22 protein-coding genes and 1 pseudogene are annotated in these 24,055 nt (G+C 61.8%); 17 read left to right on the top strand and 6 right to left on the bottom strand.

Annotation, left to right across the window (positions count from 1 at the left end; all coding sequences use genetic code 11):
- The first annotated feature begins 212 nt into the window (after positions 1 to 212).
- The 8 genes from CP49_RS11620 to CP49_RS11585 all read left to right on the top strand — a co-directional run bounded on the left by CP49_RS11620 (position 213) and on the right by CP49_RS11585 (position 9,702).
- Positions 213 to 1,562 (top strand): ABC transporter substrate-binding protein, encoded by a 1,350-nt coding sequence (locus CP49_RS11620; RefSeq protein WP_057850381.1) that lies wholly within the window; start codon positions 213 to 215, stop codon positions 1,560 to 1,562.
- Positions 1,563 to 1,649: 87 nt separating this feature from the next.
- Entirely contained in the window at positions 1,650 to 2,510 is an 861-nt protein-coding gene (locus CP49_RS11615; RefSeq protein WP_057850380.1) for an ABC transporter permease, read from the top strand.
- Positions 2,511 to 2,539: 29 nt separating this feature from the next.
- Positions 2,540 to 3,400 (top strand): ABC transporter permease, encoded by an 861-nt coding sequence (locus CP49_RS11610; RefSeq protein WP_420807603.1) that lies wholly within the window; start codon positions 2,540 to 2,542, stop codon positions 3,398 to 3,400.
- 9 nt (positions 3,401 to 3,409) lie between these two features.
- Positions 3,410 to 4,516: an ABC transporter ATP-binding protein gene (locus CP49_RS11605; RefSeq protein WP_057850378.1), complete on the top strand. Its 1,107-nt coding sequence runs from the start codon at positions 3,410 to 3,412 to the stop codon at positions 4,514 to 4,516.
- Between the two features lie 25 nt (positions 4,517 to 4,541).
- Positions 4,542 to 5,030 carry a (2Fe-2S)-binding protein gene (locus CP49_RS11600; protein WP_057850377.1) on the top strand — a complete coding sequence of 163 codons (489 nt, stop codon included), beginning with the start codon at positions 4,542 to 4,544 and terminating at the stop codon, positions 5,028 to 5,030.
- 2 nt (positions 5,031 to 5,032) lie between these two features.
- Complete coding sequence (locus CP49_RS11595) at positions 5,033 to 7,420, top strand: xanthine dehydrogenase family protein molybdopterin-binding subunit (protein WP_057850376.1); 2,388 nt, start codon at positions 5,033 to 5,035, stop codon at positions 7,418 to 7,420.
- 12 nt (positions 7,421 to 7,432) lie between these two features.
- On the top strand, positions 7,433 to 8,236 hold the full coding sequence (locus tag CP49_RS11590; RefSeq protein ID WP_057850375.1) for an FAD binding domain-containing protein: 804 nt from the start codon (positions 7,433 to 7,435) through the stop codon (positions 8,234 to 8,236).
- 8 nt (positions 8,237 to 8,244) lie between these two features.
- Positions 8,245 to 9,702: an amidase gene (locus tag CP49_RS11585; protein ID WP_057850374.1), complete on the top strand. Its 1,458-nt coding sequence runs from the start codon at positions 8,245 to 8,247 to the stop codon at positions 9,700 to 9,702.
- An 87-nt stretch (positions 9,703 to 9,789) separates the two neighbouring features.
- On the opposite strand, the pseudogene CP49_RS42615 reads toward CP49_RS11585, so the two are convergent.
- A pseudogene (locus tag CP49_RS42615) lies at positions 9,790 to 10,593 on the bottom strand (LysR substrate-binding domain-containing protein); the annotation flags it as partial.
- Positions 10,594 to 11,160: 567 nt separating this feature from the next.
- Complete coding sequence (locus CP49_RS11580) at positions 11,161 to 11,766, bottom strand: SCO family protein (protein ID WP_057850373.1); 606 nt, start codon at positions 11,764 to 11,766, stop codon at positions 11,161 to 11,163.
- A 214-nt stretch (positions 11,767 to 11,980) separates the two neighbouring features.
- On the opposite strand from CP49_RS11580, the gene CP49_RS11575 reads away from it, so the two are divergent.
- From CP49_RS11575 to CP49_RS11540, 9 genes are all read left to right on the top strand, one after another.
- A complete protein-coding gene (locus tag CP49_RS11575) occupies positions 11,981 to 12,739 on the top strand; it encodes a carboxypeptidase regulatory-like domain-containing protein (RefSeq protein WP_082645970.1) in 759 nt (252 codons plus the stop codon).
- Between the two features lie 130 nt (positions 12,740 to 12,869).
- Positions 12,870 to 14,000, top strand: coding sequence for a metallophosphoesterase family protein (locus CP49_RS11570; protein ID WP_057850371.1), 1,131 nt, complete (start codon positions 12,870 to 12,872; stop codon positions 13,998 to 14,000).
- Positions 14,001 to 14,011: 11 nt separating this feature from the next.
- Positions 14,012 to 14,464 (top strand): c-type cytochrome, encoded by a 453-nt coding sequence (locus CP49_RS11565; RefSeq protein ID WP_057850370.1) that lies wholly within the window; start codon positions 14,012 to 14,014, stop codon positions 14,462 to 14,464.
- Between the two features lie 108 nt (positions 14,465 to 14,572).
- Positions 14,573 to 16,021 (top strand): cbb3-type cytochrome c oxidase subunit I, encoded by a 1,449-nt coding sequence (locus CP49_RS11560; RefSeq protein ID WP_057850369.1) that lies wholly within the window; start codon positions 14,573 to 14,575, stop codon positions 16,019 to 16,021.
- Positions 16,018 to 17,790, top strand: coding sequence for a cbb3-type cytochrome c oxidase subunit II (locus tag CP49_RS11555; RefSeq protein ID WP_245310653.1), 1,773 nt, complete (start codon positions 16,018 to 16,020; stop codon positions 17,788 to 17,790). The genes CP49_RS11560 and CP49_RS11555 overlap by 4 nt, the downstream gene beginning before the upstream one ends.
- Before the next feature lie 174 nt (positions 17,791 to 17,964).
- The gene (locus tag CP49_RS11550) at positions 17,965 to 18,186 is read left to right on the top strand and encodes a hypothetical protein (protein ID WP_057850410.1); all 222 of its coding nucleotides are present in this window, start codon (positions 17,965 to 17,967) and stop codon (positions 18,184 to 18,186) included.
- A gap of 164 nt (positions 18,187 to 18,350) precedes the next feature.
- Positions 18,351 to 18,473: a hypothetical protein gene (locus CP49_RS48605; protein WP_256380269.1), complete on the top strand. Its 123-nt coding sequence runs from the start codon at positions 18,351 to 18,353 to the stop codon at positions 18,471 to 18,473.
- A gap of 50 nt (positions 18,474 to 18,523) precedes the next feature.
- Positions 18,524 to 19,243 (top strand): sulfite exporter TauE/SafE family protein, encoded by a 720-nt coding sequence (locus tag CP49_RS11545; protein WP_057850368.1) that lies wholly within the window; start codon positions 18,524 to 18,526, stop codon positions 19,241 to 19,243.
- Positions 19,240 to 21,399 carry a heavy metal translocating P-type ATPase gene (locus tag CP49_RS11540; RefSeq protein ID WP_245310652.1) on the top strand — a complete coding sequence of 720 codons (2,160 nt, stop codon included), beginning with the start codon at positions 19,240 to 19,242 and terminating at the stop codon, positions 21,397 to 21,399. The genes CP49_RS11545 and CP49_RS11540 overlap by 4 nt, the downstream gene beginning before the upstream one ends.
- Here the strand turns inward: CP49_RS11540 and CP49_RS11535 are convergent.
- From CP49_RS11535 to CP49_RS11520, 4 genes are all read right to left on the bottom strand, one after another.
- Positions 21,384 to 22,619, bottom strand: coding sequence for an NAD(P)/FAD-dependent oxidoreductase (locus CP49_RS11535; RefSeq protein ID WP_057850367.1), 1,236 nt, complete (start codon positions 22,617 to 22,619; stop codon positions 21,384 to 21,386). The two genes, CP49_RS11540 and CP49_RS11535, sit on opposite strands and share 16 nt — an antisense overlap.
- Positions 22,620 to 22,672: 53 nt before the next feature.
- Positions 22,673 to 22,978 (bottom strand): c-type cytochrome, encoded by a 306-nt coding sequence (locus tag CP49_RS42610; protein ID WP_156438301.1) that lies wholly within the window; start codon positions 22,976 to 22,978, stop codon positions 22,673 to 22,675.
- A gap of 84 nt (positions 22,979 to 23,062) precedes the next feature.
- Positions 23,063 to 23,389, bottom strand: coding sequence for a thiosulfate oxidation carrier complex protein SoxZ (gene soxZ, locus CP49_RS11525; protein ID WP_057850365.1), 327 nt, complete (start codon positions 23,387 to 23,389; stop codon positions 23,063 to 23,065).
- A gap of 16 nt (positions 23,390 to 23,405) precedes the next feature.
- Entirely contained in the window at positions 23,406 to 23,873 is a 468-nt protein-coding gene (locus tag CP49_RS11520) for a thiosulfate oxidation carrier protein SoxY (protein ID WP_245310651.1), read from the bottom strand.
- Between the last annotated feature and the right edge of the window lie 182 nt (positions 23,874 to 24,055).

Below are 24,055 nucleotides of genomic sequence, written 5' to 3'. Positions count from 1 at the left end.
GTTCTTGCAAAGTAAAGGTCAAATTGTAGATAGGCGTGCTGCCACATTGAGCAGGCCGCTATTTCCATTAGTCGGCCTTATACGTGGCATTTTAACTTCCGATTTTACAATCCGATTTCTCCGTCGCTACGCTTCATCATCAACACGGTCGCGAAACGAACGAGCCGGTTGGATGAGCAGGCTGGTCCATCAACCCGCGGACGGAGAGAACGATGTTCAATGATGATGATAATGGTGACGCGAAAGGCGCTTTATCCGGGCTTCCGGAGAAGAAGAAAAGCATTTCAAGACGCTCCGTTCTCAAGGCCGGCGCGGCGGTAACCGGCGCTGCAATCGGCTCCGACGCTATCGGCGGCTTTCCGACGATCTGGGCCCAGGAGATCAAGGACATCGAACTGCGCCATGTCGGCGTCTCCTATTCGGTGGTCAAGGCGATCGGAGACCAGGCCGCAAAGGACCTCGGCTTCAAGGTCACGATGCAGAACCTCGATACATCGGCTGCGATCAACCGCTTTATCAGCCAGCCCGACTCGGTCGATATCGCCGACCTCGAGGGGTGGCAGGCCAAGCTCGCCGCCAAGCGCGGTGTGATCCAGGGCATCGAGGTCAAGAAGATCAAGGAATTCGACAACATCCTGCCGATCTTCACCAAGGGCGAGATCGACGGCCACAAAATTCCGCGGCAGGGCATCTCTCCGTATGAGGCGATGTACATCGCAAAGCCCAATGCGACCGAACTGCATGATGGCGTCACCGAATGGGCGACCTTCCTGCCGCAGGTCTATAACGCTGACTCGATCGGCTATCGCCCCGACCTCGTCGGTCACGAGGTGACCGAATGGAAGGATCTGATCGACCCGAAATTCAAGGGCAAGGCCGCGATCCTCGACGTTCCCGCGATTGGCATCATGGACGCTGCGCTCTGCTTCGAAAGCGCCGGCATGATCAAGTACGGCAACAAGGGCAACATGACCAAGCAGGAGATCGATTTCACCTGCGACAAGCTGATTGAACTGAAAAAGGCAGGTCAGTTCCGCGCGACCTGGACCACCTTCGACCAGTCGGTGCAGTTGATGGCCGCAGGCGAGGTCGTGATCCAGTCGATGTGGTCACCGGCGGTCGCCGCGGTCCGCGTCAAGGAGATCCCTTGCGTCTACGCACCGGTCAACGTCAAGAACGGCAAGGAAGGCTATCGCGGCTGGTGCAACGGCATGGGCCTGATGAAGCACCTGTCGGGCAAGAAGCTCGATGCAGCCTACGAATATCTCAACTGGTATCTGTCGGGCTGGCAGGGTGGCTTCGTCGGCCGTTACGGTTACTATAGTCCGGTGCCGTCGACGGCCAGGAAATTCCTGACCGCGGCAGAGTGGGACTTCTGGTACGACGGCAAGCCCGCGCCCTCGGTCATCAACGATCCCTATGGCGTGCCGATGGAGAAGGCCGGCACCAAGCGGGACGGCGGTTCGTTCCTCGATCGGGTCAAGAACATCTCATGCTGGAACACGCTGATGGATGAAGCGGCCTACATGAACAAGCGCTGGAACGATTTCAAGATCGCTTGAGCCGACTGGCCTGTCGGCGCCGGAGGGCGTCGCAGGCCGCGAAAGGCCGTTCCGGAGATCCACAATGAAGTCCAGTCAGGCCAGGTAATGCAGCGACCAAATTTGAGTGCATGGCTGTACGTGACGCCGCTGATGCTGGTGCTGGTCCCGTTTTTCCTGCTACCGACGCTTGTCGTGCTGGTCGCGAGCTTCTTCGAGACCGATGGCTTCGGTGGGCTGTTACCGACGTTTACGCTTGCAAACTACGTCGACGTGCTCACATCGGCGCAGACGTTCCTTCTGTACGTGGCGACGCTCAAATTTGCGATTCTCACCTGGCTCTTCACGCTGATCATCGGTTTCCTGGTCGCCTATTTTCTCGTCTTCCACGTCAAGAACCAGCTGCTCGCGATCGGGCTGTTTTTGATCTGCACGATCCCGTTCTGGACGTCGAACATCATCCGGATGATTTCCTGGATTCCGCTGCTCGGAAAGGAGGGGCTGGTCAACTCGACGCTGCTCGGAATCGGCGTGATACGGGAGCCGCTTGAAGTGCTGCTCTATTCCGGGCTCGCGGTCGTCATCGCCTATGTCCACCAGCTAACAATCTTCATGGTGGTGCCGATCTTCAATTCGCTGGCGCGCATCGACAAGCGGGTGGTGGAGGCGGCGCTCGATGCGGGCGCCAGCCGGCTCGACGTGATGCGATACATCATCATTCCGATGTCGAAGAGCGGCATCGCGCTCGGATCGACCTTCGTGATCTCCATCGTGATGGGCGACTTCTTCGTGGTCAAGGTGATGTCCGGCGGTGGTTCCGCTTCGGTTGTCAGCGCGTTCTACGAAAATGTTGGCGTGCTGCAGTATCCGATCGCCGCGGCGAGTGCCGTGTTGCTGACCCTCGTTCTCATTGCCATGATCGCCCTGATCCTGCGCGTCGTCGATATCCGCCGGGAGATCACGCAATGACGGTCGCTCTAGGCGAGGCTGATTTGCCCATGATCAGATCCCGGCGCAGTTCCGCTGTCGCGCGCGGCGACCGCCGCCCCTGGACCTTCTACGCACTCGCGGTTGTTTTCACGCTCTACGTCGCCGCCCTCTACGGGCCGATGATCTGCATCTATATCCTGTCGTTCCAGGATATCCGCGGCGGCCTGGTATTTCCGATGAAGGGTCAGTCGCTACACTGGTTCATCGATCTGTTCACGCAGGTCCGCACCGGCGACGTCAAGGGATCGTTCGATCGCTCGATCAAGCTTGCGGCGCTGGTAACGGTAATCACGCTCGTGGTCTCACTAATGGCGGGACTGGCGTTTCGTCGCCGCTTTTTCGGCGACACGGTCGTGTTCTACCTGATGATCGGCAGCCTTGTAGCGCCCGGGCTGGTGCTCGGCCTCGGCATCGGCCTATTGTTCCAGTGGATCGGCATCAGCCCGAGCTGGTACACATCGGCGCTCGGCGCGCAGCTGTCCTGGACGCTGCCGTTTGGCGTGCTGGTGATGTTCGCCGTGATGTCCCGCTTCAACAGCGTGTGGGAGGAGGCGGCGCGGGATCTAGGCGCCACCCGCTGGCAAACCATCAGGTTGGTGGTGATTCCCGTGCTGGCGCCGGGCCTTGTCGCGGTCGCGTTGTTCGGCTTCACGCTCTCCTACGACGAATTCGCCCGCACGCTGCAGACCTCCGGCTCGCTCAATACCCTGCCGCTCGAGATATGGAGCATGACGCTCAACGTGACTTCGCCGTCGCTATACGCGCTTGGTACCGTCACTACGATTGTATCGTTCGTGATCATCGGCGCTTGCATCGGCGCCATCATCGTCATCAACAAGCGCCGTGGTGTACGCGCGACAGGTCATTGAGGTCTTGGAATGCGCGCAGGCGCCGGCGATATCGAATTGGCAGGTCTCTGCAAGAGCTATGACGGCGTCACCAACGTGGTCGACGGCGTCAATCTCAGGATTCCCGACGGCGCCTATTGCTGCTTTCTCGGGCCCTCCGGCTGCGGCAAGACGACGATTCTGCGGATGATTGCCGGGCACGAGGAGCCTACCGCAGGCGAGATCGTGATCGGTGGCGGGAATGTCGCCGGACTGGCGCCGGTCGAGCGGCGCACCGCGATGATGTTCCAGTCATACGCGCTGTTTCCGCATCTCACCGTCCGCGACAACATCGCATTTGCGCTGCGGGTGCGCGGGCAGTCGAAGGCCGAGCGCTACAAGGCCGCCGACGTGATGATGGAGAAGGTGCGCCTGACTGAGCTGGCGGATCGCTTGCCGGCCAATCTGTCGGGCGGCCAGCAGCAGCGCGTCGCGCTCGCGCGCGCGGCGATCACCGAGCCGCGGGTGCTGCTGCTGGACGAGCCGCTGTCTGCATTGGACGAACAGCTTCGGGTACAGATGCGGCAGGAGCTGCGGCGCATGCAGCGCGAGCTCGGGATCACCTTCATTCACGTCACTCACACTCAGCTCGAGGCGATTGCGCTCGCCGACATCGTCGTGGTGATGGAAAAAGGCAAGATCAAACAATCGGGGCCGGCACGCGATGTCTATGCCTATCCGTGCGATCGCTATGTTGCGGAGTTTTTGGGCGGGCAGAATGTGCTTTCGGGTAAGGTCGAGAAGGTCGGCGACAGGTTCGTCGTGCTCTCTCAGCCGAACCGCAGCGGAATCCAGGTCCGGTTGGGCACTGAGGCACGAGTGGTCGTGGGCGATCGCATCGATCTGGCGGTGCGGCGCGACGATATCGAATTGGTGCGCGCCGATGCCGGCAGCCCCGACGACGGCGCGACAGCGCTGCCGAGCCGGGTCACCGCGATCGAATATCAAGGCTCGTTCGTCAAGGTGATGCTCGACACGGTGCCGGACGAAGATTTTGTCGCCTACGTTCCGGAACGAATCTTTTTCCGCGATCCCTTCAATGTTGGCGATGTCCTGCTGGCCACCTGGTCGGCGGGCCGCGCCCGTGTTCTCGCCTGATGTCGTTCATGACGGGAGGTCACCCATGATAATCAGTTTCACACTCAACGGCCGGTCGCGGACGGTTGAGATCGAGCCATCGACGCTGGTCGCCGATCTGCTGCGCGAGAACCTGAACCTGACGGGGACCCATGTCGGGTGCGATACCAGCCAGTGCGGTGCCTGTGTCGTGCTGTTCGATGGTGAGGCGGTCAAGAGCTGCACCTTGCTCGCGCCGATGCTCGACGGGGGCACGCTGACGACGATCGAAGGCCTGTCCGGGCCGGGTGGTTCCAACGCGCTGCACCCGATGCAGGAAGCGTTTCATCAAAATCACGGCCTGCAATGTGGCTTTTGTACCCCGGGCATGGTGATGACAGCGGTGGCGCTGGCGACGAACAATCCGACGCCCACCGAAGCCGAGGTCCGCCGCGGCCTCGAGGGTAATATCTGCCGGTGTACCGGCTATCAGAACATCGTGGCGTCAGTGCTGGCCGGTGCAGCAGCCATGCATGCGCCGGGAAGCGGAGAATAGTCATGTCGAACGTGATCGGGATTGGCGCTGCACCGCGCCGCAAGGAAGACTTCCGCTTTCTGACCGGCCGGGGCAATTACGTCGCCGACATCAAGCGGGTCGACATGACGTTCGGCGTGTTCATTCGCTCTCAGCATAGCCACGCGGTGATCCGTGGCATCGACAAGGCGCCCGCGCTGGCGTTGCCGGGCATCCAAGCCGTGCTGACCGGTGACGACGTCGCAGCCGACGGGCTTGGCTCGCTGCCTTGCGGCTGGGGTATTCATGGCTCGGATGGCCTGCCGATGAAGGAGCCGCCGTTCCCGATGCTGGCGCAGGGCAAGGTGCGCTTCGTCGGCGACATGGTCGCCTTTGTGATTGCCGATACGCTGGAGCTCGCGCGCGCGGCCGCAGAAGCGGTGGTAATCGATTATGAAGTGCTGCCGTCCGTCGTCGGCGTGCTCGAGGCCGTTCGTCCGGGCGCGCCGCAACTGTTCGACGACGTGCCGAACAATCTCTGCTGCGACTGGGAGCTCGGCGACAAGGTCGCCGTCGCGACGGCGTTCAAGAAGGCCGCGCATGTGGCGCGTCTCAGCCTCGTCAACAATCGGCTGATCGGCAATCCGATGGAGCCGCGCGCGGCAGTCGCCGAGTATAATGGCGGGACCGGCCATTATACGCTGTGGACCACGAGCCAGTTTCCGCATGTGGTGCGATTCTTGATGAGCGCCCTGGTGCTCAAGATTCCCGAGCAGAAAATGCGCGTGGTGGCGCCCGACGTGGGCGGCGGCTTCGGCGTCAAGCAATTCCACTACGGCGAGGAAGCGGTGATCACCTGGGCGGCGAAGCGGGTCGGCCGCCCCATCAAGTGGGTGGCGGACCGTTCCGAGGGCTTCATCTCGGACCGGCACGGCCGGGATCACGTCACCGAGGCCGAACTGGCGCTGGACCAGAATGGAAAATTCCTCGCGCTGAAGGTCGTCACATTGGCCAATATGGGTGGCTATCTCTCCACCTTCGGCCCCAACATCCCAACCAATCTCTATGGTCCATTGTTGAGCGGCGTCTACACGACCCCTGCGATCTATTGCAACGTGAAGGTTATCTTCACTAACACGGTGCCGGTCGATGCTTATCGGGGCGCCGGGCGGCCGGAAGCGACGTTCGTGGTCGAACGGCTGGTGGATGTGGCGGCCAAAGAAATGGGTATCGATCGCGTCGAACTGCGCCGTCGCAATATCATTGCCAAGGAATCCTATCCGTATCAGACGCCGGTGCTCGTCGAATATGATTCCGGCGATCCGATGGGCTGCCTCGAGGGCGCGCTTGCAGAAGCGGATGTCGCAGGCTTCGCGCAACGCAAGGCGGCGTCGGAACGTGACGGCAAGTTCCGCGGCCTCGGCTATTCGACCTATGTCGAAGCCTGCGGCCTCGCGCCGTCGCGCTTTGCCGGGCGCCTCGGCGCCCGCGGCGGCCTCTACGAAAGCGCCACTGTCCGGGTGCATCCGACCGGGCAGGTGACGGTGCTGATCGGTACCCACAATCACGGGCAGGGGCACGAAACCACCTTCGCGCAGATCGTGTCGGAGAAGCTCGGTGTCGCCTTCGATAACGTCGACATCGTGTTCGGCGATACCGACCGTGTGCAGTTCGGCATGGGCACCTACGGCTCGCGATCGCTGGTCGTCGGCGGCGCCGCGCTCTCGAAGGCGAGCGATAAAGTGGTCCTGAAGGGCAAGAAGATCGCGGCGCACCTGCTCGAGGCAAGCGAGCACGATATTCAGTTCGAGGCCGGGGTCTTTTCGGTTGCGGGTACTGACCGCAGCAAGACATTCCAGGAAATCGCAGGCGCTGCCTATGTGCCGCACGACTATCCGCTTGAAATCCTCGAGCCTGGACTGGAGGAACAGGCCTATTACGATCCGGTCAATTTCACCTATCCGGGCGGCTGTCACATCGCCGAAGTTGAAATCGATCCCGAGACGGGGATCGTTACGCTGGAGAAATACACCGCGGTCGACGACGTCGGCACCGTCATCAACCCGATGATTGTCGAAGGACAGTTGCATGGCGGCATCGTTCAGGGCGTGGGCCAGGCTTTGTATGAAAACGCCGTCTATGACGACGTCTCGGGACAACTGCTGTCGGGGTCGTTTATGGATTACACCATGCCGCGCGCCGATCACCTGCCGAATATGACGATCAAGACCCATTCCACGCTTTGTACGCACACGCCGATGGGCGTGAAAGGATGTGGCGAGGTCGGCACCATCGGATCGCCTGCAGCCGTTATCAACTCCGTCGTCGACGCGCTGTCCCATCTCGGCGTTCTTCACGTCGACATGCCGGCGACGCCGAACCGGATCTGGCGGGTCATTCAGGACGCCACGATGCCGCGCGCCGCAGAGTAGGAGGAGGCGAAAATGAGGTCATTTGCGTTTCATAGGCCGACCACCCTTTATGAAATGTCGGCGCTGCTTGGCGGCGTTGCTGACAGCATGCCGCTGGCCGGCGGGATGACGTTGCTGCCGACCATCAAGCAGCGGCTTGCGGCGCCGGCCGCGTTGATCGACCTGTCGAATATCCCGCAGCTACACGGGATTTCGGCTCAAGCCGACGTCCTGACAGTCGGTGCGATGACCCGCCATGTCGATGTCGCGGAGTCGGAGCTGGTCCGCAGCAAGATACCGCTGCTTGCCAGCCTCGCAGCCGGAATCGGCGATCCCGCGGTTCGCAACCGTGGCACGATCGGCGGCTCGGTCGCCAATAACGATCCTTCCGCCGATTATCCTGCCGCGGTGCTCGCGCTCGATGCGACGGTTGTGACCGACCGCCGGGAGATCGCCGCCGTCGCGTTCTTCCGGGGACTGTTCGAAACGGCACTTGAGCCGGGCGAGATCATCACGGCCGTGCGCTTCCCGGTGCCTTCCGCAGGAGGCTATGCCAAGTTCAAATCGCCGGCGTCGCGCTATGCGGTGGTCGGTGTGTGTGTGGCGAAGAAAGCCGGAAAGGTTCGGGTCGCGGTAACCGGGGCTGGACCAGGCGTGTTTCGCGTCGCCGTCATGGAAGCCGCGCTGGAGCGCACGTTCACGCCTGACGCGATCGCAGCGATCAAGCTGGGCGCTGAGAACCTGAGTTCCGATATCCACGCGGATGCGGAATATCGCGCGCATCTCGTGACCGTCATGGCGAAAGCGGCCGTAAAGTCAGCCCTTCAAACATCGTGAGGTGCGCGGTGAAAGCAGGAAGAGTCCGCGCCGACGGTGCCATTGAGGCTAATGAATTGGCCAGGCTCGCGGCTGTTGAATTGCTGGAGGGGTATCGCACGAGACGGTTCACGCCGCGCGACGTCATCGAGGACGTGATATCGGCGCTGGAGCTGACCAATGCTGCCTGCAATGTGGTCGTGACGCCGGCATATGAACAGGCGCGCGCCGCCGCCGACCGCGCCACGGTGGCCTGGTCCTCAGGACAACCGCAGGGCAAATTGACCGGAGTGCCCGTCAGCATCAAGGATCTCGTCTACGTCGCCGGGCTACCAGCGCTGGGCGGCGCGCCCGCCAACAAGGATCTGGTGCCGAATGTCGATGCGGCGGTGGTTTCGGCGCTCAAATCGGCGGGCGCGATCGTCACCTGCAAGACTACCACCTGCGAGTCCGGTTACAAATTGACCGCCGACAGCCCGGTGTCCGGTGTCACCCGCAACCCCTGGAACCGCGATCGGACCAGCGGCGGATCGAGCGGCGGTGCCGCGGCTTCGATTGCCGCCGGATGTGGCCCGCTTGCGATCGGGACTGATGGTGTCGGCTCGATCCGCGTCCCGTCCGCGTTCTGTGGCGTGGTCGGTATCAAGCCGACCTTCGGACTGGTCCCGAGATCGCCCGGCTTTTCGCCGCCGTCGTGGGCGTCGCTGGCGCATACCGGCCCAATCGCGCGCACGGTTGCCGACGCCGCCCTTCTTCTGGAAGCGGTTGCGATCCACGATCTGCGCGATGCCGCCAGTCTGCCGGTGCCGGCGCGTAGCTTTGACGCGACACCGGCGAAGCTCGACGGGATCAGGATTGGCAGCAGTGCCGACTTCGGCTATGCGGCGGTGGCGCCTGATATTCGCACAGCATTTCGGTCGGCGGTTGAGACGCTCGGTTCACTCGGCGCCAGAATCGTTCCCGACTGCGTTCAATTTGAACCTGACATGCTCGAACGGATACTGAAGCCGATCGCCTATACCGAGCAGGCGGCAGCCGTCGCGGCCCGCGGTGCCAATGCGCTGATGGCCTCCGACAGCGACTACCGTGACGTGGTCGCGAAGGGCGCTTCCTACAGCGGCATCGAATATGTCGAGGCCGGCTATCGTCGAAACAGCCTGCGCATGTCGTTCCTGGAAATATTCGGGAAGGTCGATGCGATCGTCACCCCAACGGTTGCGGTGACGGCGTTTCCTGCGGGCGCCCTGGGCGTCGACGAAATCGACGGTGTCACCGTCGACCGACATCTAGGTTGGTCGCCGTTCTCTTGGCCGATAAATCTGACCGGGTTGCCGGCTGCCACGATTCCCTGTGGCTTCGACGCCGATGGGCTTCCGATCGGGCTTCAGATTATTGCGCCGTGGCTCGACGAGGGCTTGATTGTGCGTATCGCTGCCGCGTTCGAGTGCGCGCGGCCCTGGAGCCGGTTTCGCCCCCGCATGTCCTGACCAGGGTTCGTCGCTGTCAACGGTGGACAAAGGTAGCTCCTTGCCCAGCAGGAGTTCGTCATCGAGATTGAGATAGTGCGCGAGATAGTCGTGCAGGGCGCTCGCGGCCTTTGATGTCGCGGTCGGCGATTTATACAGCAGAAGATCGACCTTCGGCAGCGGCGGCAGCCCCTCGCTGGCACCGATCTCCCGCATGTTGCGCACCAGCGCGGAGCGACCGAGGACGGTGACCGCCATGCCGGCGAAAGCGGCGGCCTGCAAACCACCGACGCTCGGACTGACGCAGGCAATGCGCCATCGGAGCCTTGAGGCTTCCAGCCGCTCGATCGCATGATCGCGAAAGATATTGCCCGGCGGCAGCAGCGCCAGGGGGATCGGCTTTTCGTTATGTGCCGTGGATTGCTCCCCGGTCATCCAGATCAATTGCTCCTGCCGCACCACCTGTCCGCCGGTGAAGTCGTTCATGCGCGTCACCAGCGCGATATCGACCTCGCCGCGCTTCACGCATCCGACAAGAGGTGTCGAGAGGGAGCAGTTCAGCTCCAGCTGAACGCGCGGAAAGGCTTTGCGGAAAATCCTCAGGATCGAGGGGAGCATGAAGGCGGCATAGAGGTCGGGGGTGCCGAGCACGACGTGACCTTCGATGTCCGGAGAAGCGAGTTGCGACAACATTTCGTCGTGAAATCCGACGATCGATCGCGCGTAACTCAGAACTGTCTCGCCTTCCGCCGTCAGAAACAACCGGCGGCCCTCGTGGACGAAGATCGCTTTTCCAGTGAGCTCCTCCAAGCGCTGCAGCTGAAGGGTAATCGCAGGTTGGGTACGACCAAGCCGCCGCGCGGTCTCGGTGATGCTGCCAGTTTCGACGACCGACATCAGCGAGCGCAGCATGCGGATGTCCAAATTGATCAGGTTCATGATGTTGCTCGCTGTGCAGGCAAAGTGGTACCATGCAATTTTCGTGCTCGGAAACGTGAGTACGGCGCCGGCGCCAATAAAAGAGGCGTGGCGTCCGCGACCGGCGTGGGATTTTCCGCAGCCCCGATGCAACGAGAATTTCAATCGGTTGGCCGCCGCCGCGTGCGCCGAGCGGTCAAACCGGGGTACAAGCCTGTGCAATTTCGGCTAGTTTGGGCGGTGCGCACGTTCGTGGTCCATCACATTAAAAACATAAGGTAAAGTATTGAAGTATCAAGACTATCGCTTCTCCCTCGCGCCCACGATGGATTGGAGCGGGAGCTCAATTCTTTCAATGTGTTAGGTGGCGGCGTATGCACGATGTGTGCGCCGGGAGATCAAAGAAAATCTGGCGACGCCCAGCGTGAGCAATGCGCCGTCGGGGGTTCGTGACTCTCCCCGCAACCAAGTGCTACGATCTTGGCCGCTTTCCTACGATTTTCTGCGACGCTTGATTAGGGCGCGCTCTCACTGCGTTGATCGTCCGCGATGACTTGCATTCTAGCGAGCCTTTGCCATGGCGCCGCGCACCGCCTCGGCAATGCGCTCGCCTGGGGTGTCGGCGTCAAAGCCGCGCACGAATTTGCCTTCAGCGTCCATCAGGTAGAGATAGGTGCTGTGGTCCATGACGTAGTCATCGGCGCCTGGCCCGTTCTGACGGGGTGCGTAGTAGACCCCATAATCCTGGGCGACGGCAGCGATCTGTTGCGGCGTGCCAGTTAGTCCGACGATCCTCGAATCAAATGACTGGGTGTAGTTCCCCATTACGGCCGCCGTGTCGCGCAGCGGATCGACCGTAATGAACAGCGGTTGTAGCTTGTCGGCCTGGGGGCCGAGCCTTGTGAGCGCGGCGGCAATCTCGAGGAGCGCCGTCGGGCAGCTATCGGGGCACGAAGTGAAGCCGAAATAAACCAGAAGCCATTTGCCACGGTAGGTCTGCTCGGTGACTGGCGTGCCGTCAGGTGAGGTGAGTGTGAACGGGCCGCCGATCGTCACCGGCGAGTTGGCTGCGCGCACGAGCGGTTGGCTCAACACCAACGCGGTCGCGACAGCAATGCCGAAAGGGATTGCCCGTCCGAGGTTCGAAAATATGGGACGGCGACGCATCAAATGCCTCCCCGCTGCGGCGGTGCTTAGCCGCCACAAACTTTCCTCCCGTTTCAGCGGGTATTTCTTAGACGATTTTTGTCCTCAGGCTTCATAAGCTTTGCTTAAGGTCTCGCAAAGCAGTTCTGATTTTCCTAGCCCCTGCAAATGGCGGTTAGCTCTCGACGAATTTTCCTGCGGACATCAAAGACCAAAGATCAAGGAGCGTACTGCGATGACTGGCTTAGCCATGAAGTGGCTGATCGGGGTGTCGTCGATGGTCGCGGCGGTCGCAACGCCGCTCCCGGCGCTAGCATACGAAGTTGGCCCGGTCGCCGGCGGCGGATCGATCACCGGCAAGATCGTGTTTAACGGAACCCCCGGCACCCGCAAGGTCATTCCGACCAAGGACATCGAGGTGTGCGGCGGTCCCTACGAGGAGACGCTCATTCAGGTCGGGCCGGACAAGAGCGTACAGAACGCCGTCGTGTATCTGACCGATATCGCGAAAGGAAAAGCCTGGCCGGCGGACGCCAAGAAGCCGGAAATCGATAACAAGAAGTGCAAATTCGAACCTAGCATTCAGGTGATACGCGTGGGCGGGCTGGACGTCGTCAATAGCGATCCGATGCTCCACAACACGCACGGCTATTACGGCAAGCGCACCGTGTTCAACCTCGCCCTGCCCAACCAGGGTCAGCGAATTCCCGTCGAATTGCCGCGGCCGGGCGAGGTGCGCATCGACTGTGACGCGCATGGCTGGATGGAAGCGTTTATCTATGTCGCCGACAATCCCTACTACGCCGTCACCGGCGCCGACGGAAAGTTCACCATCTCTGACGTTCCCGCCGGAACCTACAAGCTGGTGGCGTACCAACCCTTCACCGGCCCGAACGAACAGACGGTGACCGTTGCGGCGGGGAAGGCGAGCGATCTGAATATCGAACTGAAGAAGGGCGCCTCGCAGGTTCAAGGCGGTTCCGGCGCGAAGTGACGGGCTCTGCGGCTCGACCGGCGACAATCGAGCCGAAGAAACAAGAAAATCTGGCGAGGTGGCAAACAGCCAGAGCCGCCGAGTGGAGAGGAGCAACGCCTTGTAACGACCATTGCAAGGGAGGAAGCCCATGTCCGAGCTTGAGCGCGACCGGCGTGAAATAGCTGCGGTGCTCCAACAGCCCGGGGTGCATCCTGACCCCTCGCTGCGGATTACCCGGCGCACCTTTGTTCACAGATCATGTGTCGTCGGAGCCGCGACCGTAGCGGAGACCTTCGCCTGGTGGCCGCTGCTCAACACCCTCGACATCGCTTATGCGGCCGAAGCGCCATTCAAGTTTGCCTGGATCTCCGACACCCATCTCTATCCGAAGTCCCTCAATACGCGTTTCGTCGAGAAGACGGTGCGTGCCGCCAAGGAGGTGCAGGCGATGAGTCCGCCGGCCGACTTCCTGATTTTCGGTGGCGACCTGGCTCAGCTTGGCAAGGTCGAGGAACTCGAGCTCGGTGTGGAGATCCTGAAAGAAATCAACATCCGCAAGGTCTACATTCCCGGCGAGCACGATTGGTACCTCGACATGGGTAAGAAGTGGGGCGAACTGTTCGGTCAACCCCACTGGACCTTCGACCATAAGGGCGTGCGCTTTGTCGGGCTCGACACCGTCAGTCGCGGCCCGGACTATTGGACGGCGAGGAAGATGAGTCCCGAGGAGCGTATGGGTCACATGGCCACGCTCGACGGAACGGTTGCCGGCGCGTGGGCGGGCGTTGGCCGCGATCAGCTCGACTGGTTGCAGAAGACGCTTGCCAATTGGGACCGGAACCGGCCGGTCGTCATCTTCAGCCACAATCCGCTCTACGAGTACTATCCGCCGTGGAACTTCTGGGTGCGCGACTGGCGCGAGGTGAACGAGGTGCTCAAGCCCTACACCAAGGTCACCAACATCCACGGTCACACGCATCAGGTGCTCTACAACGAAATCGGCACCATGCGCTCGATCGGCATGCTGGCAACGTCATGGCCTTGGCCGTACGCGCCGGAGGGGGTGCCGAAGCTAACGAAGCCGATGATCCGGGTCGACCCCGGTGATCACTTTGACGGGGTAGGATGGGCCAAGATCGACGTCAGCGCCCAGGACAAAGTCGAAGCCGAATACATCATGTGGCGTAAGCAGGTGTTCGCGCAGTCACCGGATGACTATGCGAAGAGCATTCCCGAGGTTTTGCGGCCTCGGATCGCCGATAATATTTGGCCATACTAGGAGGAATGGTCATGACCGCGCCCATTACACGTTTCATTCTGTTCCGCGCCACCCCGGCCGTGGCGCTTGCCGTTCTGGTCGGCCCTGCGGGAGCGCACAAGGATCCGGTGACGCCGCAGCTGCTGAACTCCTACCAGCAAGTGTTTATGGAGCAGGTCCGCAAGGGCGACCTGCTGTTCCACGGCGATGCTGCAACCGAGCAGGCGATGGATGTCGTGTTGTCCAAAACGGGAATGGCATGCGCTATGTGCCATCCCATGACGGCCGATACCCACCCCGCTACGTTCCCGAAGTACCAAGCGCAGATGGCCAAGTTCGCGACGCTGCGCGACATGATCAATTGGTGCATCGAGAAGCCCAACCAGGGAGAAAAGATCGCCGATGACTCGGAAGCGATGAAGGCCTTGGAAGCGTACATCTACTGGTCGCAGAGCGGCTCGGTGTTGAACCCGGGCAAGTTCTGATTTCGATGCTGCGAAGCGGAGGCTTCTAGCGCGGGTCATTGCTGTCGAAGGTGCGCTGACTGAGAACAGGAGAGAACGCATTATCAGACAAGCAAAGGGCAATGCTCCATGGCGGAAGTGCTTCCTGCAGAGAGATTGCACGGCAGGTTCGCCGGCATCAATCTGGATGATCTGGTCGACTGGGTGGTGGTCCGAACCTGGCTTTATTTCGGAATGTTCTGGCTCCTTGTCACACCATCGATCGGCGTCGCCCTCTCAAGCCTCTTCAATCATCCCGATTATCTCGGAAACGCAATAGGGCTCACCTTCGGCAGGCTGCGGCCTGTGCACGTCAACGGCGTTATCTTCGGCGCCTTTTCCACGCTGTTCATCGGCGAATGTTACTATCTTGTGCCGCGCCTGTGTGGCGTCCGCGTGGTCTGGCCGCAACTGGGCGTTCCGCTGGCCTGGCTATGGAGTATCGCCGTTTTCGCCGGTCTGGTGTCGCTGGCATTCGGCCAGAATCACGGTCTCGAAGCCGGCGAGCTTCCGCTGTTCGCTGAAATCCCGATCTTCATCGTCGTCGCCACGGTGACTGCGCAATTCCTTATCACCATCGGGCAGCGACTGGAGCCGCCGCTTTATGTTGCGCTCTGGTACCTGATCGCCACCTTCATCTGGACGACGATGAATCTCGTACTCGGCAGCTTTATCCTGCCGTACACGATTTCCGGCATCAACAGCGCGGCGTTCCACGGTCTCTACATCCACTACATCGTCGGGCTGTGGCTGACGCCGGCCGGCTATGTGCTGATCTACTATTTCCTTCCCGTTAGCGCGCACAATCCGCTGTTCGCGCACAAGCTCTCTTTGGTCGGCTTCTGGTCCCTTGCCCTGTTCTATCCCTTCGTCGGCATCCATCATTATCTCTACAGTCCAATCGCCGACTGGGCCGAAACGCTGGCGATCATCACCTCAATGCTTCTCATCATTCCGGTGTGGACCGTGCTGGTCAATTTCTTCGGGACGATGACGGGCAAGTGGCACGAGTTCGGGCGGAACCTGCCTGCTAAGTTCCTGATCATGGGCTCGCTGATGTATCTCGTCGGGTGCTTCCAGGGCTCGACCGAAGCCTTGCGCTCAATCCAGCAGCCCACCCACTTCTCCGACTTCGTCATCTCCCACTCGCACCTTACGGTATTCGGGACCTTCGTGGTCTGGGCGATGGGCGGTCTGGTCTATGTCTGGCCGCGGGCATTCAAGCGCGAAATATGGTCCTTCAGGCTTGGCAATTGGTCGTTCTGGCTGATTACCGTCGGCATTTCCACCATGGGCCTGGTGCTGACCGCCGCCGGCCTGCAGCAGGGCTTTCAGTGGATGAGCGGCACCGAATGGCTCGACACCGTAGTGTGGATGCAGCCCTACTGGCTGGTGCGCACGATGTCCGGCATCAGCATGGACATCGGCATGTCTCTCTTGGTCATCAATTTGGCAATGACGGCGCTGACCAGTCAGGTCGTGGCCCCCGCGCCGGCGATTGAGCCCGGAGTGATCCCGGTTGGGAGGCCGGCCGAATGAGCGCACATGACGACAGCACTCGGCCGCGTGGTGGAGTGGGCGAAAGCCGCGCCGCCCGGTGGCGTGCCTGGTGGCGCTGGAGGCCTGAAGCCATCAGCGCGCGCTTCGTCGCGCTGGTCGCCGGCATCATCTTCTTCTTCCTCGCCGTGCTTACCCAGGGCGTTCTCCCCTTCATCGAGCCCTCGGCCCGTACCACCGAGGTGACTGCCGTCGTCCGTACCGATTACGGCCAACTCAAATGGATGCTCAGCGACGCCACCGATTACACGCCGACGCAGCAGCTCGGCCGCCAAATCTATCTGCGCGAGGGCTGTTGGTATTGTCATTCGCAGTATGTGCGCCCGGTAACCGGCGAGACGCGCCGCTGGGGCCCGGTGAGCGAGGCCGGCGAATACGCCTATGATGTGCCGCATCTGTTCGGCACCCGGCGCATCGGGCCGGACCTGACCCGGGTTGGGCTCAAATACAGCAACGAGTGGCATTTCGCCCATTTCTGGAATCCGCGTGAGCTATTGCCTGACTCGATCATGGCGCCGTATCGGGGGCTGTTCGACACGCCCCGGGATCCGGTCAAGATCGTCGATGACGGGGCCGGAAATCGCACGCTGGAAAACAATGCGGTCACACAAAAGCTGTTCGACTTTTCAAGCAAGGTGCAGGTCAAACTCACGCCGAACGCCGGCGGGCTGCTGTTCGTCCCGTTGGAAGCACGCGACAAAGCTCCGGCGATCATTGTCCCGAATAACGAATATATCGGCAACACGGTCATGATCGCGGCCGAGACGAAAGAACTCGAAGGTCTGATTGCTTATCTGCAAAAACTCGGCATGAACCGTGGCAAATGGCGCGACGTGTTCGAGCCGCAGCAGCTTGAGGTGACGCAGGCCACGCTGCCGCGCTCTTCCGAGTGGATTGCCTATGGCCGGGTCGTCTATGAGCGGCGGTGTGTCGGCTGTCATGGCGCCAAGGGCGACGGGAACGGCCCCGCTGCGACGTTCCTGTATCGGCAGCGGCCGCGAAGCTTTGCAGCGGCGGTCTTCAAGTTCAGGCTGACCAAGGAACCTGTCCCGACCGACGGCGATCTCTTGCGCACGATCACGCGCGGCGTGCGCGGCACCGCCATGCCGCCCTGGTACGAGCTGCCGCTGACGGATCGGCTCGCGGTCATCCAATACATCAAATATGAGCTCGCGGTCGATCGCTCCGATCCGGCGAAGCCATATTCGTTCTTTATCGAGGAACCGCCGGGCGCTCCCCTACATATCCAACGGCCGCCGACCCCGTCGCAACAGATCCTCGTCCGCGGCAAAGAGGTCTGGCAGATCGCCAAATGCTGGGAGTGCCACGGCAATACGGGCAGGGGCGACGGCGAAAAGGCTGCCGGCTTGAAGGACGATCTCGGCTTTCCGATCCCGCCCGCCGATCTGACCACCGGCCAGTTCAAGTCAGGTCCGGCGGTCGAAGACATCTTCCGGACCATGACGACCGGGTTGAGCGGCACGCCGATGCCTAATTACCGCGACTCGCTGCCAGAGGAAGACCGCTGGGCGCTCGCCTATTACGTGCTCTCGCTCTCCGCCTTCACGGATCCCATCACGGGCGAGCCGCTCCCGATCGCGCCCGCCGATCGCACCGCGCTCAACGATCCCAAACTGCAAGCGGACACGCCGGACAAAGCCTATATTCCGAACGGGCGCGCGCAGAGGACCGGCGGATCGAAGGCGGCGCGTGGCAGTCCGCGTGGGGCGGCCGCGGCCAAACAACCTTGAGCGGCCGCCAAGGAGAATGAACCATGATCACCAATTTCGAGATCGTAGGCCCCTATCTCGCCGCGTTGATGATGAGCCTCGGCGCGGTCTGCATCTTCGTTTGGGGCGTATTCTCAGGCGCGTTCCACGGGGCAGATGAAGCAGCTTTACGATTCTATCAAAGGGAGGTCGGCGATGACGGACCTGCAGCAGAGCGACCCGGAAAGCCCGACGCACCCCAAGCTGGAGGTGCGTGAGAGTTCGCCTCCGGAATTGGAGGAATATGCTGGCGGCACCATTCAGGCCCGCGTTGGATATATCCCGGTGTGGCTGCTTATCACCTACGCGGTCCTGTTCGCCTGGGGCCTGTACTATATGTACGCCTATTGGGGTGGCGTTGGGCCGGGGCGGCCTTAGGCGGCCGGCTGAAGCTGGGACTTGTTAGAATCTTGTTAGAATAGGCAGAACGGACATGCTGGCAGCGAAGATTGTTCTCGTGGTCGCGGGCCTGAACCTGCTGTTCCTGGCGGCTGAGTTGACTATGAACGTGGTGCTGATTTCCCTGCGCTGACGGAGGGACCATGTTGGAACACACCGCTTTCTTGTTGGCTGATGCAGGCCCATCCCAAGTCGTCGCCTTCCTGATCTACGGGATCTGCACCGTCGGCTTCTGCGCCTGGCTGATTTACCTCGTTCGGGAATAGGGGACAGTGCGGCTAAAGCTTGCGGGTCATGAGTAAACAGGGCGTCTGCGATGACCGCCTATATTGTCATTTTCGCAGCGGGGTTCGCCGGCAGTTTTCACTGCATCGGTATGTGCGGCGGGTTCGCTTGCGCGCTGGGCCGCGATCCGGAGGGACACGGCGCGACAGTTCTGCGCCATCTGCTGTACAATACCGGTCGATTGACGACCTACTGCTTTCTCGGCGGACTCGCCGGCGCCTTCGGCCAGGTCATATGCACGCCGCAGGGAACGACAGTCCCGCTGCTGAGCGGCCCGCTTGACACCGGTCAGCGGATTCTCGCGATCCTCGCCGGACTGCTGATGATCGCCATGGCGCTGCAGTTCTTTGGTCTGCTGCCGCGTCTGCATCGCATCACGACAGGCTCCAGCGCGAGCACCCTCGCGGCATCCCTGCGCAGCCTGTTGACGGCGCCGGGACATGCCGCCCCGCTCTCGTTTGGCGTATTCAACGGCTTCCTGCCTTGTCCGCTGGTCTACGCCTTTGCCGCCCAGGCGACGAGCACGGCCGGAGCGTTGCCGGGCTTTCTCACCATGGCAGCGTTCGGGCTTGGGACCTTCCCCGCAATGCTTCTGATGGGCGGCGTCGGCCGAGCGCTGGCGCCGGCGTGGCGGCAGCGCGGCGTGTGGCTGGCCGGCAGTTGCATTCTGCTGCTCGGTCTCGTCACCGTTGGCCGCGGCATCCTGCCCTTCGCCGTGCACTTCGCGCATGGTTGGACAGAACCAGCATGACGGCCCAGGACCATGCGCTGTGCAGCCACTGCCTGTTACCCATCGGGCGGCGGGCGATGCGACGCACGGTGAACGGTGAGGCTTGCGCATTCTGCTGCTACGGCTGCTGTATCGCCTACCAGGTCAAGCACGGCAAAACCGAGGAATGGGAGGCCGCTTGGCTGCTGATTCGGCTCGGTGTCGGCGGCTTTCTCTCCATGAATATCATGCTGTTCAGCCTGCTCCTGTACAGCGACGCCTTCAGCGGCGCGGATGCCGAGATGCTTCCCTGGATTCATCTTCTACTCTGGCTGTTCGCAACACCCGCGGTGATCATTCTCGGCGGACCGTTTCTGCGCGAGGCGTGGCTCCACGGCATGGAGGGGCGCCTGACCTCCTCGGCACTCATCGTGCTCGGCGTCGGCGCCGCCTACCTTTATTCCGCTTTTGCCACCATCGAGGGCAGCCCGCAGGTTTACTTCGATACGGCCACCATGGTGCTGATGCTGTTCACAGCGGGCTACTACCTCGACGCCGCCGGGCGTGCACGGGCGGCGCGTGACCTGCAGCCGCTCTTGGCCGCGGAAAGTGAGTGGGCCACCGTCGTCATTGGCGACGGAGAGTACCGCCGGCCGGTGCGCGAGGTTGACGCAGGTGTGCTGGTTCGAGTTCGGCCGGGCGAACGCATTCCCGTCGACGGCGTGATCATGGAGGGCGAATCGCACACTGACGAGGCCCTGATCACAGGCGAAAGCCGGCAGATCGCCAAGGGCGTCGGCTCGCATGTGATCGCCGGCAGCATCAATCTTGACGGGCCGCTCCTAATCCAAAGCTGCGGCTTGGCAAACGCGACCCGCTGGGCGCAGATTTGTCGATCGGTACGGGATGCATTGATCCGCCGCAGCCCGAGCCAGCGTCTCGCCGACAACATTGTAGGCGTCATCGTGCCGATTATTCTCGTGCTGGGCATTGGAGCGTCGGTGTATTGGGCGCGGCACTTACCGTTCGACCGTGCGCTATTGATCGGCCTTGCGGTACTGGTGGTGGCCTGTCCCTGCGCAGTCGGGCTGGCGGCACCGATGGCCACCTCGCTGGGCATCGGACGGCTGGCCCGACACGGCTGCCTGGTGCGCGACCCGGCCGCGCTTGAGGTGCTGGCGCGCATCCGGCTGATCGCCTTTGACAAGACCGGCACGCTCACCTCGGGTCAGGCGCGCGTTGTCGCTATCGACAGCGATGGAACCAGCGCCGATGTGGTGCTCGCGCATGCCGCCGGACTGGAGCGCCATTCCGAGCACGGCTTGGCCTGCGCTATAGCTGCAGCGGCAGCTGCGCGCGGGCTCAAGCCAGTCGCCATCCACGACGTTCGAGTCGTGCCGGGGCGTGGCATTCGTGGCAAGTCGGACGGTCGGATCGTAGCGGCAGGCAGCGCCGCATTGATGCGGGAGTTGGGTTGGTCGCTGACGCCAAATCTGGCTGAGTACGGGAGACGGCGTGAAGCGAGCAGCCATTCCGTGATCTATGTCGGCTGGGACGAGCGGGCATATGCTGTGCTTTCACTTGACGATACGCCGCTGCCGGAGGCGCGCTCGACCGTCGAAGCGCTGCGCCGCCGTGGGGTGCGCGTGACGCTGTTGACCGGCGATCTTCCGGCAGCCGCAGTGCGGATTGCCGCTGCGGTCGGAATTGAGAGCGGCGATATCGAGGCGGGCCTCACACCCGATGCCAAACGCGCGGCGCTGGAACGCCGCCGGCATGACCATGGCATGGTAGCGATGGTCGGCGATGGCCTCAATGACGCGCCGGTGTTGGCCGGAGCCGATGTCGGGATCGCCGTCGGTTCGGCGACGGACCTCGCTCGCGAGGCCGCAGCGGTCGTGCTCCCACCCGGGGGGCTACGGACGCTGCCGTGGGTGATCGACGTCGCTCGCGCAGTTCGCGCGACCATTCTCACCAACCTGGCGTGGGCGTTCGGTTATAATCTCATCGCGATTGGGCTGGCGATGGTCGGAGTCCTCCAGCCAGTGCTGGCGGCGGCAGTGATGGCCGGCTCAAGCATCATCGTCGTCCTGAATTCGCTGCGGTTGGAGCGGCTGCCCCAACCAGTTCCGTCCGCCGCGGCGGAGAGCGCTCCTGCATCTCGCAGCACGGCCACTTCAAATCAGAAAGCGGCATAGCCGAACGTGTCACGCACAAAGGCAGCGTACCAGCTTTGCGCCTCCCGTGCGGTCCGGTGGCGGGTTTCGGCGCTTTCCTGCACCTGGCTGACGAAATTGTCGACGATCTTGATCGTTCCGGCCACGGGCTTGAAGCTGACAGCATTGCTCACCGCATCGTCGGGACCAAGATGAGTATAGCAAGTGTTGAACAAACGAGGCGGAACGCGCTCGGACCCGGCAAGTGCCTCGGCGATGGCAAATGCACAGGCCTTGGCCTGGCTATTCGCAACAAACGCCGATTTCGGCATGTCACCCGCACTGGTCGCATCGCCAACGACATGGATTCCCGGCTGTAGCTTCGACTCGAACGTTATGGGATCGACCGGGCACCAGCCAGATTTATCCGCGAGGCCGTTTTGCTGCGTGAACTGGCCGGCCATTTGCGGGGGTATGACATTTGCGACCGCGGCCTTGAACGTCTCGCTCGCTGTCTTGACGGATCGCTCCTTCACGTCGATGGTCTTTATTCCACCGGTGAATTGGGCAGGTAGCCATTCGATCATACCCCGATAGTGTCGCTCCCACGCATCCAGAAATAGATCCTGCGCGTTGAAGCTGTCCTTTGCATCAAGGATCAGGATCCTCGAGTGCGGCTTGTACTGTTTGAAATAATAAGCAATCAGAGAGGCGCGTTCGTATGGGGCGGGCGGGCAGCGGAACGGATTGGGGGGTGCGACGAGCACAAAGACGCCGCCATCCTCCATGCTTTCGAGTTGCCGTCGCAGCAGCTGCGTCTGTGGGCCCGCGTTCCAGGCGTGCGGAATGACCTGCGTCGCCGCCTCGTCATAGCCCGCGAGGGCGTCGTAATTGAAAGCGATGCCAGGGGCAACGACGACGCGGTCGTAAGGTAATTTTGGACCACTCTTAAGCCCGACGGTTCTTGCGACCGGATCAACCGCTGCCACGGAGTCATGAATGACATTTATGCCGTATCGTTGCGCCAGCGTCTTATAGCCGTGCGTAAGCGACTCGAGCGAGCATAGCCCGGCGAGATAAAGGTTGCTGAAAAAGCAGGTCGTATAGTTCGGATTTGGCTCAACCAGCGTTATCTCGATTGTTCGCGCGCTGGCGGCCAAGTACTTGGCGGCCGTGGCACCGCCTATGCCGCCGCCGACGACGACCACTTTCGCCTTGGCCTCGCTTGCTGCCAGTCGAGGGCCGAGTGCTGCGAGGGTCATCCCTCCCGTCAAGTAGCCGAACTCTCGACGCGTCGGGGACTTCACGGCCTAACCTACTTGTTCAGGGCTGCGAGATAGCGCGCCACAGTTGCGATTTCTTCATCACTGAGCGACAGGGCAATGGCGCGCATGATATGGCTCGGGCGCTCGCGCGATCTGTACGCAAGCATTGCGCGGGCGAGCATCTCCGGACTCATGCCAAGGATCGTCGGAATACCACCATCGCCGCCATCCAGACGATGGCAGGACGCGCACATCGCGGCGAGTTGGGCTCCACCATCGCGATCCGCTGCCTGGCTGCGATCGGCCAGAATGATGAACGAACCTGCGGCAATCGAAACGGCGATGATTGTGCGCATGCTGAGACCGGCTCCATCCCGGTATTTGCGATCGCCGATCCCCTTGCTCATGGCGCGAAGGGGCATAGCAACGTGACCACGACATTAGGCGACAGTGAGCTGGTGCTCCAACACATGGACGCCGCCGCCATCCTCTTCCCAAACGAACTCGAGCCGGCCGCTCTCCGTCGCGCGCAAGTAGAATTCGATAAAAGGATTCGCCGCCATGGCTTCGTGGAGATCGACGCTGAACACCACGACGCCATTGTGGCGACAGATAAACTTGTTGATAATCTTGCGCGGGATGGCGTTGCCGCGATCATCGTGCCGCAGCCCGGTCTCCATCGGATGGCTGATCAGAGTTTTGACCGGAAACACTTCACCGTTCGCGGCGGTGCTTGGCACTTGCACACGGGGCGCCGGAGTGAACATTCCGCACCTCCATCAGTCACTTGCATCCGTTGGTTGCGACCTCGACCCAGCTTTCGGTCATCAGCAATGTACCGTCGTTCATCTCCGCAACCGCCAGGACGTATTGCGGTTCGGCAAGGCGAATGCGTGTCGACACGCGGGGCTCGCTGCGTTGTGGGACGAAATGAAACGTCGCAACCTCGACAAGCGGGTTTCGCGGCGCCAGCACTGAGACGTGCCTGACGTGATCGGATTCGGTCATGGGACTATCGATCACGAGCGTGAGTGGCACGGTGTAGCCATTCGGAAAGACTTGCGGCATCACCAGATGCAGACGATCCGATGCGGTCGGGGCTTTTCCGGTCAGTTGCTTAACGAGATCCGCCGCGTCCCCGTTCGGGGGCGGTGATGGGGCGAGAGCGGCGCTTGCAAAGCCGGTGGTCCCGGCAACGGCGGCCGTCAAGACGGTTCGGCGCGTAAAGCCAAGTGGAATCGTCTTCTCCAACGCGAGGTCCTCCCAATCGAGAGGCGGAACTCTCCAAAGCGGGCGCTCGATATTTCTAGCCTCCTTACCATGGGTGCTCTCACAAGACGACTCCTCCTCGTCGGAGGCGCTTGCGACCGTCGGCGCAGCGCAACACCTAATCCTGTTGACGGGCACAACGGGGCTGCATGGGGCCGCGTGCG

This window comes from Bradyrhizobium valentinum (assembly GCF_001440405.1).
Lineage (GTDB): Bacteria > Pseudomonadota > Alphaproteobacteria > Rhizobiales > Xanthobacteraceae > Bradyrhizobium > Bradyrhizobium valentinum.
The sequence above is the reverse complement of the archived record's forward strand: the minus strand, read 5'-3'. Positions and strand labels throughout refer to the sequence as shown.